Annotated in this window: 10 protein-coding genes; 4 read left to right on the forward strand and 6 right to left on the reverse strand. The window is 53.5% G+C overall.

The window, feature by feature from the left end:
- The first annotated feature begins 87 nt into the window (after positions 1 to 87).
- Together VK738_06365 and VK738_06370 are read left to right on the forward strand one after the other, a co-directional pair.
- On the forward strand, positions 88 to 426 hold the full coding sequence (locus tag VK738_06365; protein HTD22257.1) for a metalloregulator ArsR/SmtB family transcription factor: 339 nt from the start codon (positions 88 to 90) through the stop codon (positions 424 to 426).
- 9 nt (positions 427 to 435) lie between these two features.
- Positions 436 to 2166: a SulP family inorganic anion transporter gene (locus VK738_06370; GenBank protein ID HTD22258.1), complete on the forward strand. Its 1731-nt coding sequence runs from the start codon at positions 436 to 438 to the stop codon at positions 2164 to 2166.
- A 16-nt stretch (positions 2167 to 2182) separates the two neighbouring features.
- On the opposite strand, the gene VK738_06375 is transcribed toward VK738_06370, so the two are convergent.
- The 3 genes from VK738_06375 to VK738_06385 form a co-directional block, all read right to left on the reverse strand.
- Positions 2183 to 2947, reverse strand: coding sequence for a type 1 glutamine amidotransferase (locus tag VK738_06375; protein HTD22259.1), 765 nt, complete (start codon positions 2945 to 2947; stop codon positions 2183 to 2185).
- Positions 2944 to 4071, reverse strand: a complete 1128-nt coding sequence (locus tag VK738_06380) for a histidinol-phosphate transaminase (protein HTD22260.1) — start codon at positions 4069 to 4071, stop codon at positions 2944 to 2946. The genes VK738_06375 and VK738_06380 overlap by 4 nt, the downstream gene beginning before the upstream one ends.
- 113 nt (positions 4072 to 4184) lie before the next feature.
- Positions 4185 to 5507, reverse strand: a complete 1323-nt coding sequence (locus tag VK738_06385) for an NCS2 family permease (protein HTD22261.1) — start codon at positions 5505 to 5507, stop codon at positions 4185 to 4187.
- Positions 5508 to 5798: 291 nt separating this feature from the next.
- Between VK738_06385 and VK738_06390 the strand changes: the two genes are divergently transcribed.
- Entirely contained in the window at positions 5799 to 6839 is a 1041-nt protein-coding gene (locus VK738_06390; protein ID HTD22262.1) for a metallophosphoesterase, read from the forward strand.
- 509 nt (positions 6840 to 7348) lie between these two features.
- Entirely contained in the window at positions 7349 to 9985 is a 2637-nt protein-coding gene (locus VK738_06395) for a PQQ-binding-like beta-propeller repeat protein (protein ID HTD22263.1), read from the forward strand.
- Positions 9986 to 10215: 230 nt separating this feature from the next.
- Here the strand turns inward: VK738_06395 and VK738_06400 are convergent, their stop codons facing one another.
- From VK738_06400 to VK738_06410, 3 genes are all read right to left on the reverse strand, one after another.
- Positions 10216 to 10686, reverse strand: coding sequence for a hypothetical protein (locus VK738_06400; protein HTD22264.1), 471 nt, complete (start codon positions 10684 to 10686; stop codon positions 10216 to 10218).
- 65 nt (positions 10687 to 10751) lie between these two features.
- Positions 10752 to 11795 (reverse strand): cytochrome d ubiquinol oxidase subunit II, encoded by a 1044-nt coding sequence (gene cydB, locus VK738_06405; GenBank protein ID HTD22265.1) that lies wholly within the window; start codon positions 11793 to 11795, stop codon positions 10752 to 10754.
- A gap of 10 nt (positions 11796 to 11805) precedes the next feature.
- Positions 11806 to 12007 (reverse strand): hypothetical protein (locus tag VK738_06410; protein ID HTD22266.1); only part of this gene is annotated, 202 nt, incomplete at its 5' end.

Raw genomic sequence — 12007 nt, forward strand, 5'->3', positions numbered from 1 at the left:
GGCGTCCTAATCGCCTTGTCTTCGTAATCTTATCTTCCATGGTATTTGTAATTGACTATATATAAGAAAAGCAATATACTCGCTGGCATGACGGACCTGGGGCGATTCAAAGCTGAATTCTTCAAGGCGCTGGCCCACCCTCTTCGCATCGCCGTGCTGGATGCGCTCCGCGGGGGCGAACTGGGAGTGAATGACCTGTGCGCCCTGCTGAAGGTGGAGCAGAGCACGCTCTCGCAACAGCTCGCGGTCTTGCGCAATAAAAATATCGTGGTTGGACGCAAAGAAGGCCTCAACGTCTATTACTCGGTCCGCGACAAAACTGTATTCAAACTTCTGGATGTCGCAAAGCAGATCTTCAACAACCAGTTGATCAGCGTGCAAGACATGCTTTCGCAAATGGCTGCTCCGGTTGCAGGCGGACGATGAAATTTTTGTATGAAGTTGAATTTTAGCGAGTGGTTGCCAAAATCTGTTTTGCTGTTGCGGAAATATACCGCAAAACAGTTCCTGTCTGACTTGGTTGCCGGAATCACGGTAGGGCTGGTTGCTCTGCCGCTGGCCATGGCGTTCGCTATCGCTTCTGGTGTGCCGCCGCAGGCAGGCCTCTATTGTGCCATCGTGGCTGGCTTCTTAATCTCCGCATTGGGCGGCTCGAAAACGCAGATCGGCGGTCCCACAGGCGCCTTTGTCGTAGTTGTCTTCGGGATTGTGGCCAAGTACGGCATTGACAGCCTCTACATGTGCACGCTGATGGCCGGGATTTTGCTGGTCGTGCTGGGAATCACCGGGTTAGGCACCGCAGTCAAATTTATTCCACGTCCGGTGGTGGTTGGATTCACCAACGGCATCGCAGTCATTATTGCCAGCACACAAGTCAAAGATTTCTTTGGATTGAAAATCGACAAAGTCCCCGGAGAATTTTGGGGGCGAGTTGAAGTTTTAGTCAAAAACTTCCACACGCTGCAGCCTGCCGAGACGGCGCTGGCGTGCATTGCGCTTACTGTTATTATCCTTTTCAGCCGTTACGTCAAACGTGTTCCTGGATACATCGTCGCTCTCTTTCTGGGGACAACATTAGTATGGCTGTTCAAATTACCCGTGGAAACGATTGGAACGCGCTTCGGTGGAATTCCCTCGGGCCTGCCTCATCTGGTGATTCCCCACTTCCATATCAATCTGCTGCGGCCGCTGATTTCTCCTGCTATCACGGTTGCGATGCTGGGTGCTATTGAATCTCTGATGTCTGCCGTGGTGTCGGACCGCATGAGCGGCGATAAACATAACCCAAACGTTGAGCTTATCGGACAAGGAATAGCCAATATCTTTTCACCGCTTGTTGGAGGTCTGCCGGCCACAGGCGCTATCGCCCGAACAGCCACAAATATCCGCTCAGGCGCCAAGACCCCGGTCTCAGGAATGATTCACGCTTTGACCTTGCTGGCCATCGTTCTTTTTGCGACTCCTATGGCCAAGTTCATTCCGCTCTCGGTCCTGGCAGCAATCTTATTTGTGGTGTCGTACAACATGGGCGAGTGGCGCGAAATCCCTGAGCTGCTCAAGCTTTCGCGCCTGGATATCGGCACATGGCTGCTCACGTTTGCCCTGACCGTGTTTGCCGATTTAACGGTCGCCGTGGAAGCCGGCATGATTATGGCCGCGCTGGTCTACATAAGAAAGGTCACCACCACGACCAGCATTTCCCAGGTTACCTCGGATTACGTTGAGCGGGGGCGCGCTCATATCCTGCAAGACAAACTTATTCCTCCTTACGTGGCGGTGTTTCGAATCCATGGACCATTTCTGTTTGGGGCAACAGAAAAACTTGATGAGATTGCCAACAAGATTTCTGAGCTGCCGCCGGTGGTCATTTTGCGATTAAGGAACATGACAGCTATTGACGCGACCGGCCTGCAGGCGCTGGAACACTTTGCCGACATGGTGAAGGCATCAGGCCGCGGATTGATCCTTTGTGGTGCCCCCAGCCAGCCCGCCCACCTGATGAAGCAATCCGATTTCGAGGAACATGTAGGAAGCCAAAACATCTGCGCCAACGTTGCCGAAGCTCTGGAGAGGGCCAAGATTGTGTATGAAGAGATACGCCCCACTGCGCCCTCGGCTGAACAGTGGGGTAGAAGATCCGAAGACGCACCAGTAACAGCGAAATAGATTTGGCCGGATAAGATTAACGTGAGCGCCGGGCAGGACTTTTATTAACAGCCGATCCAAAGGCCTTCCATACGCGCCAATTGCCGGCATACTCCTTTAACATGCGCTCAGGATGAAACTGCAAGCCGACCAGGAACTTTGCCTTGGGATCATAGTAGGCCTCAATCAATCCGTCTTCCGCATAGGCCGTAGGTTTGAAGCGAGAAGCCAGGCGGCGAATGCCCTGATGATGGTAGCTGTTGACCTTTATTGTTTCCTGGCGGTACCACTGCTCTAAAGGCGTGCCGGGTACAATCGTGACGGGATGGCGGTAGCTATCGTAGTGATCGTAATCAATGTGCTTGAGGCGAGATTTCTTTTCCTTTTGGACATCGCCATACAGGGTGCCTCCACAAACCACGTTGACCAGTTGCGATCCCCGGCATATTGCCAGAATGGGAAGATCGTGGCGCAGAGCGTGCTGGACAAGTTGAATCTCGATCTTGTCTTTCAGAGGGTGCGTCTCTTCGGCGAATTTGCGGTTCGCTTTGCCACCCTTATAATCGGCGGGGTCAATGTCCTCTCCCTCGACCAGTAAGAGGCCGTTCATCTCTTCAATATAGTCAGGCAGACAGGCCAGCGTGCCTTTGACCACAGGCACCATCACTGGCCGTATCCCCAGCCGAATGAGAAGCTCAAGATGATATTCACCCAGGAAATCTATGTATTTGTTTTTGCGAATCTCACGGCGGGTAACAGCGAGAACAACCGGACGCCTGGTTTTCCGAGGGCCAACGTTCATAGCGTCAGCGCCTGTAGGGCCTCGATGAGCCGGCTATCTTTCTCGCGGCCTTGCGAGGCGACGCGGATATGAAAGTTATCCATGCCCACTTTGTTGGAGCAATCACGCACGTAGATTTGATGCTCCTGCAGCAAGCGCGCCTGTAACTCGGTGGCCGTCATGCCGGTCTTGATCTTGAACAGCACGAAATTGGCGCCTGTGGGGTAGATGTCGAGTCCCGGGATCGCCTGCAAAGCGTTGTAAAGCCAGCGAACATCACCGATCAGGCGCTTGCGGGCCTCGTGATACTCGGCATCGGTAGAAGGCAAGAGAGATAAAAAATACTGCGCCAGGGTGTTCAGGTTCCACGTAGGGATCAACCGGCGCAGACGATTGAGAAGATAAAGATTCTGACTGTAGCAGTAACCCAAACGCAACCCTGGCACTCCACAATGTTTGCTCATGCTACGCACGATCAGCAAGTTTGAAAATTGGCCGGCCACCTGGAGAAGACTGGGAATGGGGTCTCCGGCGAAGTCAATAAAAGATTCGTCCACGATCACCAGTTCCAAATCTTTGGTGCGATGCAGAAAATCCACCATCTCTTCCAGAGAGATAAGCTGGCCCGTCGGGTTGCCTGGATTAATGACAAGAAGCGCCTTTAGACTCCGCCGGCGCACCCAGGCGAGATAATCCGTCAGGTGAAGTTGGTAACGTTGCCCAGGATCCAGGAAATAAAGTTCGGCGTCACGCTGGTCTCTTACCTTCTCTATGTACTCGCCAAAAGTTGGGACAGGCACTGCGATACGATCAATCAGGCTGGTGTTGATATCCACGATCAGCTCCGTCGCACCGTTGCCGATGATCAGGTTCTCAGGACTGACGTGCAAAACTGCAGCCAGGTTCTGCTGCGCCATAAACGGATTACTCGACGGATAAGACTTGATCAGGTTAGGCAGATTTTCCTGCAATTCACGCAGCATTTCAGTCGTAGGGTAATAAGGGTTGGCGATAAAACAAAAATCTATGATGTCCTTGGCTTTTTCGTAGCCTACAAGATCGGCGAGCGAGGGAGAGTGGGAGGTCTCGTAAAAAAGATGCCTCCTTAACTCAGTTGTGGAAGGCGTGGGAGGTGCAGTCTTCATCGCAATACCTCAAATTTTGAGTTTAGCGATTTTGCAGATTTCTTGCACGTGGATGGATGCTGCGAATTTTTCAGCAGCAGCATTGAGTCGCTGACCCGAAGGACTGCTGTGCTCTACGTGTAGGGATAGAAGATAAAGAACAACAGCGACAACGCAGCCAGCACCCACAAGCCAGGCTTGACCTCACGGGCGCGGCCTGCAACCAGCTTGCAGAACGGATACAGAACGAATCCAGCGGTAATGCCCACCCCAATGTTATAGGTGAAGCTCATCAGCGCGACCACGGCGAAGGCCGGGATCAGCTCGGTGAAGTCATCGAAGTTAATTTTTGTGATGGGCGCAAGCATGAGCAATCCCACCACGATCAACGCCGGGCCATAGGCTTGCGGTGGAACTGCCCCTACAAAAGGCGCGAAGAACAAGGCGGCCACAAAGCAAAGTGCGGTGACTACACTGGTGAATCCGGTGCGGCCCCCGGCTTCAATGCCGGTAGCGGATTCAATATAAGCGCCCGCAGTCGTCGTACCAACGAGCGCGGCGAAGCTGGTGGAAAGCGCATCGGTCAGCATAGGGCGCTCAATCTGCGGCAGGTTGCCAGAGGAGTCCAGAAATCCCGCGCGGGCGGAGACGCCGATCAATGTGCCCATGGTATCCACGAACGCCATGATGAAGATGGTGAGCACGATTGGGAAGAATCCCCAGGTCAACGCATTATGAAAATCGAGCTTGCAGAGAATTGGCGAAAGGCTGGGTGGCATGCTCAACCAGGCTTTTGGCCGCGAAGCGACGCCAGTGGCAACGGCCAGAAACGTGGTGGCCAGAATGCCAACCAGAATGGCGCCAGGAAAGCGGCGAATCATCAGCACCGCGATCAACAGGAAACCGAAGATCGCCACCAGCACGGGCGCCGCGGTGAGGTGTCCGGTGCGCACGGGCGCGCCCGCGCTGCCGAGCATCACGATGCCGGTTTGGTTGAGTCCAATAAAGGTCAGGAACAGCCCGATCCCGACTGCGAAGCTGTAGCGCAGTCCGGAAGGAACGGCATCCACCAGCCGCTGCCGCAGACGAAAGATAGTCAGCAGAAAAAACAACACGCCGCCCAGGAAAACGGCGGCGAGGGCCGCCTGCCATTTGTAATGGAGGGCCAGCACCACAGTGTAAGCAATGAAGGCGTTCTCGCCCATGTAGGGCGCAACTGCAAACGGCCGGTTGGCGTAAATCCCCATCAGCAGCGTGCCAAAGATGGCGGTGATGATGGTGGCCACCATAGAGGCTTCCGCGGGAATGCCAGCGGTCTTGAGAATTGCCGGATTCACCACAATGATGTACGCCATGGTTGCGAAAGTTGTCATGCCGGCAATGGTCTCGCGGGCCAGCGTAGTTCCGGCACGATCGAATCCAAAATATTTGCGGATGGCGTTCAGCGGACTAGCCAAATCATTTCACCGTGATCGTTTTCATGATTGAGGCAAACTTTAATCTCTCTCTGCTTTAATGTCCAGCCGGTCATGGGCCGGCCTTTTTAAATAAATGTGCGACTCGCCGCGCCGGTCTAGATCATAATGCTTTGCATCGCCGCAACCAATGCCAGATTGAAACGAGTACCATTTTGATAATTCCCTCTCGACAATTTAGCTGGCGTGATAATGTTCTTCCCTCGGTTTGACCTATAATTGCCTTCCCATTCATTTGTACAAAACAATGTGACTCACAGTAAAAGGAAACCGATGAAGAGATCTAAACTTTTCTCGAAAGCTCGCGGCCAGTTTGTTGGCCTGATTAGTGTGATTGTCAGCCTGGGAGGCATTGCCTTGGGACAGATGCCATTGCTGTGTCCTTTGCCGGGAACGGGCAATACCAGCAAACCAGGGCAATGTAGTGAACTTATTACTGCCCCTGCTGATCCTGAGCACTTTGTGTTCATTGCCGCGGGAGATAACCGGCCGGCGAAGTGGTGCTATCCACAGTCGCATGTGCCCAAGAAAATATTCGCCGCTGGGGCGAAGGTCAAACCTGCTTTCGTGGTGTGGACGGGCGATAGTATTTCCGGGAAAATCTTCAGCGACTCCGCCGCCGAAGAGCAGCGCGTACAGGATGAATACACAGAGTTTCTTTCTCTTGCAAAAACTGCCGGCGTTCCCGTCTTCAACGCGCCCGGCAACCATGAGATGGATAGTTGCGCAAATAAACCTTTGCCGGTAATGATGAATCTCTACAAAGAATCCATGGGGATCCCCTATGGAGCGTTCAATTATGGAAATTCGCGGTTCATTGCATTGAACAGCGAGGAGCCTGCTCCTTCCTCATCTGGAGCTGAGACGTTGACATTGGATGACAAATCCGACTCTGTAGGCTATATAGGCCCTGAGCAACTTCAAATCTTAGAAAACGATCTGAAGGCCAACACCGAGAAAGAACACATCTTTGTCTTCATGCATCACCCGATCAAACCGGCAAAGAAGAAAGACGGTCTAAGCAACGCAGCAGAGCTGGAGAGATTGTTCAATAAATATCCCAATGTCTCGTATGTATTTGCCGGGCACGAGCACATGTTTTACAACCCGCAAACGGCAACAAAGCCGCAGACCGGCCCTTATTATCTGGTCACAGGAGGGGCAGGAGCGCCGCTCAAAGATCTTCCTGGAGGCTTCTATCATTACCTTGTGTTTACCGTGAACGGGAAGAACGTCTCATTCAAACTAATAAAAGTTTCACCTAAAGCCAGCCTGGCAAAACAGAAGTGCTCGAAGCCGGCCTGCACGTTTTGAAGACCCGGGATTTAAAAATTCCGCAGTCATTGAGTTTTTTCAAAACCATCGTTTAAACCTTTTGCTTTGACACGAGGAGCCGAATTCCTGTAAACGCTTACAGACAATTCTTATAACGCTGCTGGCGTTATTCAATCAGGGCGACTCAAATTCAAACAAGGAGACGTAACCACGATGACTTGGAAAAAACCACAATTCGAAGAAATTCTGTTGAACTGTGAAATCAACTCCTACTCGCCTGCCGAGCTATGAACTGGCGCTGTGCAGGTTAAAAATTCTTAGGTCCGCCTAACAGGAGAGGTCCTTCCGCACAGGAAGTGCACTTACCGGAGCTGCCTTCTAACCTTCTTGCCTGTCACTGCGTTCGTCGGGGAGCGCCGTAGAGCTGCAACATAAAATTCGGTTGTACCGGACAGCTCTGCGAAATGTCTTGAGCGATTCAATGCACGAGAGCGGAACAGATTGAACCAAGCCTACAACCGTACTGATCCATTCAAGGAGGATTAGCAATGCCCAGGCGCAAATTCTTGCTACCTGTAATGGTTGTACTTACTCTGCTGCTATGTTCACAATTTCCTATTAGAATCCGGGCTTATCAGGATGTTACCCCAGCGGCTGCGCCAGCGAAAACCGATTGGCTGCAGTTCGCACTTACGCCCGATAAAACTGCCAACAACACAGCAGAGAACACGCTCAACACATCCAATGTTTCTGGTCTGCAACTGCTCTTCAACGTAGCGCTTCCCGCTGCTGACAATCCCGATGGCGCTCCCGTACTGCTGACGAATGTCAATACCCCCAGTGGAGTCAGAGACCTCGTTTTCGTACAAGGTCAGCACGGACATCTGTCGGCGTTTGACGCCAACAACGGTGCAGTCATCTGGACGAAGACTTTTGGTACAGGTGGTACCAACAACAGCGCGCCGGCCATCGATCCGAACCGGAGGTTCGTCTACGTTGACACAAACGACGGGTTCTTCCACAAGTTAAATGTAGGGGATGGCAGTGAGGTAATGGGAGGAGGGTGGCCTGAGCCTCATGGAGGTGGCAAGGGTGGCTCTGAACTCACCATCGCCACGGCGGCCAACGGACACACATATCTTTACGGCTCCAATCATGGCAACGGCCACATCACCACGATTGATGTGAATACTGGCACTCAGCACGTGTTTAACGCGTCTTGCTCGCAATTTGCCGATATCCAGAATCCGGGCGGATGCACCAGCACAGGAGCGCGTCCGTGGGCCCGCGGAAATCCATTCATCCCGGCTCTGGACAGGTTCTTCTTCATGACCGGCAACAACAATGGGGCCGCATGGAACGGATGCACGATGTGGAAAGAGAGCTGGCTGGCTCTTCCCGCAGACGGAAGCACTCGCCTGGCAAGCGGTTGCGGCTTCCCGGCAGATAGCTGGACGGGTACGGATGTTGCCACGACCGTCGCCCGCGACCAGGATGTTGGCGCCGGTGGACTGACGCCGCTGCCAACGGGTTTGAGCAGCAAGTTCCCGCATCTGGGCGTGAATCCGGGCAAGGATGCCAGAATTCGTATCCTGAACCTCGACAACCTCAGCGGGCTGGGCGGCCCCGGCCATCAGGGCGGCTCGATTGTGCAGCTGGCCTATCCGATGGGGAGCCTGATGCGCGCGCAAAGCGCAGTGTGGACCGATCCGGCGGGTCACGTTTGGGTGTTCGTTACCGGCAACTCCGGCACGCACGGGTTCACGGCGGATGTGGACCCAGCCGGCAATCCTAGTCTGAACAATCACTGGAATATTCAAAACGGCTGGACCACCTCAGCGGTCGTGGCCAACGGAGTTCTGTTTACAGCGGCCGATGGCGGAGAACATACTGGTTCGGGTGCGGTCCATCGAGTACAAGCAATCAACCCGACCACAGGCGCGATCTTATGGACCGGCGCAATTGACCTCTTCCATTGGGCCAGCCCAATCGTAGTCAATGGCACTGTGTACATGGCAGATGGAAACTCCGGAGGCTTCGGTGGTCCGGGCGGTCACTTAAGAGCATGGCGTTTGACTGGCGTCGTCAACAATCCAGACTTCTCCATCGCTGCGACTCCGTCTTCCGAGACCGTCAACCAAGGCAGCAGTGCGGCCTACAACGTCACCGTAGGCTCAATCAATAGCTTTACCGGCAGTGTTAACTTGGGAATCAGCGGCTTGCCAACAGGCGCAACCGCAACTCTCAGCACGAATCCAATCACTGGTGGATCGGGTTCTTCCACGCTGACAGTTAACACCTCGAACACGACTCCAGCGGGAACTTACACGCTGACGGTAAGCGGAAACAGCACCAGTCCGAGCCTCAGTCATAGCACAACTGTGACCTTGATGGTGAATGGACCGCCTCCACCACCGGACTTCACGCTAACAGCCTCACCTGCCTCGCAGACAGTAACCGCGGGCGGCGGCACTACCTATACGGCAACGGTCGGTGCACTGAATGGCTTCACTGGAGCTGTTGCGCTCTCGGTAAGTGGACAGCCTGCAGGAGCTGCTGCCAGCCTCACTCCCACTTCGCTAACCGGCTCGGGGACTTCCACACTGAGTGTAACCACGAGTGGCATGACTCCGACGGGGACTTCCACGCTGACCATTACGGGAACAAGTGGCTCGCTTACCCATACCGCCACGGGGACATTGATCGTCAGTACTCTGCCACCCTGTGTAACGGCAAGCGCGACCCACGGATGGGTGAATACCGCATTCGCAACCCAGACGGGAACGTTTACCACCACGTTTGACGCCGCGCCTTCCCTTAGCCACATGAACAGCGTGGTCGGAATCTCGCATGGGGCTGGGACTGCCTATAGCGCATTCGCCGACCTCGTGGCCTTTAACGGCACCATGGGTGTGATTCTGGCGCGTGACGGTGGAGGTTATGCCGGGCCCACACCGGCCATCCCGTATTCAGGCGGAAATACGTATCACTTCCGTCTGGTGGTCAATGTCCCGGCGCATACCTACTCCATCTTTGTAACTCCGCCGGGAGGATCGGAGTTGACCATCGGCAGCAATTTTCACTTCCGCACCGAACAGAACACGGTGACCAGCCTCGATAATCTTGGAGTCTTTGTAGGCGCTACGTCGGGCACGCTCCAGGTATGCAACTTCACGGTGCAGTAAAACACGCTGTGAACTTTTAGTTTGGAAATTGGCGGGCATCGGGAAACCGGTGCCCGCTTTTGTTCCCAGAGCATTTTCAGAACTGGTGTATCCATTTTTGGTGCGAGTAAAGAGCTTGCGGAAAACTCCTCGTGACAGAAGACATGTATCAGAGCCCGACTTCAGTCGGCCCGTAAAACTTACAATATTCCGGGCTTTAGCCCCTGCGTCGTCCAAAAATCTAAAACCGCTTAGTCTTTGTGTTCGCTCTTAATATCAAGGTCTAACTTCACCATTGAGGATGGTGGGCCCCCGGCGGAGGACCAACGATTAATAATTGCAAACCCAAGGGCCATCCAAACACTCCTAATCAGAGCCTCGGCAACCATGCGGGGTTGGGCGTTAGTTGGGTGTAAGAAATAAATATCGACAAGTGGAATTGCATAAATCAGGATGAATACGCACAAGTAGACCACTAATCTGGGGAAAAAGCGCGAAGGAATTTGGAATTTCGGGGCGTCCGCAGCTCGATGACGACGAACGCTGGAAATAATAATGAAGATGCCAGAAGTCAGGATAATACCTGCGAAGATCGCAAATGCAACATCCGGCCAACCAAAATTTCGGCCAGCTTCAAGCCAGACGAGGCCCAGCATCAAAACCGACTGGATTGCTGCTACTCCAAAGAAATCTACGAATCTCACAGGTTGGGCCTGAGACATAAGTCAGCCTTCGCTCGAAGTATAACTCAATCCAAATCCTTTCCCGGAAGCGAGAGAACAATGCTCTAATGCATTGAACCTTCTCCGGTCCGGACTTTTCCTCTGAACATTCGATATACAAATACAAAATACCCGATAGCCAGTGCCATCCCGAAGCTCCACCAAATCAAACCAATGGCAAGCGAATGCGAGCCTGATGCAGCGTTTGATACTGTGATATTCAAAGCGGGATCTGTCGTGGACGTTAACAGATTGGGGTAAACTCCTGCCGCAGCGCCTACTAACATGAAGACCAGGTAACTACAGGAAGAAAGAAACGCTGCATAATCCGCGCCTTTCCTGCGGAAAAGCAGCATCGCAACCAGGCTGGCAACCACCGCCAGTGGTATCACGAAAAATACGGGATAGCTCTTGTAATTGTCGAGCAATTGGGGACGAATAGAGAGAGTCGCCACCAAACTCACAACAGTCACGACCACCAGCACCGGCCACAGCCATGCTGCCACGCGGCGGGCGCGTAGATTCAGTTCGCCTTCCGTTTTCAGGGCAACATAGTGAGCGCCGTGGATGGTCAGCGCTACCAGGGCGACCATGCCGGCAATGACTGTGTACCAATCCAGGATTCCTGGCTGCGGTCCGACTTGCCAGTCGGTCCAAAGGGGGAGAAAGAAGTATCCATCTTTTTGCAGCGGAACTCCGCGAAGCACATTGCCTAAAGCTGCACCGTAGAAAATCGTGAGCAGCACGCTGGCAATGGCAAAAGAACCATCGAAGAAGCCGCGCCACACCGGAGAATCGAGATGCATGCGAAGCTCAATTCCGATTCCGCGAAAAATCAGGAGCCACAGCACGATCATGAGCGGAAGATAAAAGCCGCTGAATGCCGACGCATAGAGCAGCGGAAAGGCAAAATACAGCGTCCCGCCCCCGGCGAGGAGCCATACTTCATTCCCATCCCATACCGGGCCTATGGTGCGAAGCACAACCTGGCGCTCCTGGTCGGTTTTGGCGATTATCATGTGGAGAACGCCAGCACCCAGATCGAAGCCGTCCAAGACCACGTATGCGGTGATCATGATTGCGACCAGCAAGAACCATGTCAATAACATCGCTTCCTCCCTAGGTCACTGTGATTGGCAGGCCGGAATTCACGCTACTTCCCATATTGGGACCCGGACCGAGAGCAACTTCCCGATGAAAGAGAAAGAGAAAAAGAATCGCCAGCAGGCTGTAAATTCCCATGAATCCCAGCAATGTAAACAGTCCGTTTCCGGCATGAACATATTTTGAGTATCCCTCGGTGGTGCGCATGAGGCCGTAG

This window comes from Terriglobales bacterium (assembly GCA_035487355.1).
In the GTDB taxonomy this organism is placed as follows: domain Bacteria; phylum Acidobacteriota; class Terriglobia; order Terriglobales; family Acidobacteriaceae; genus QIAW01.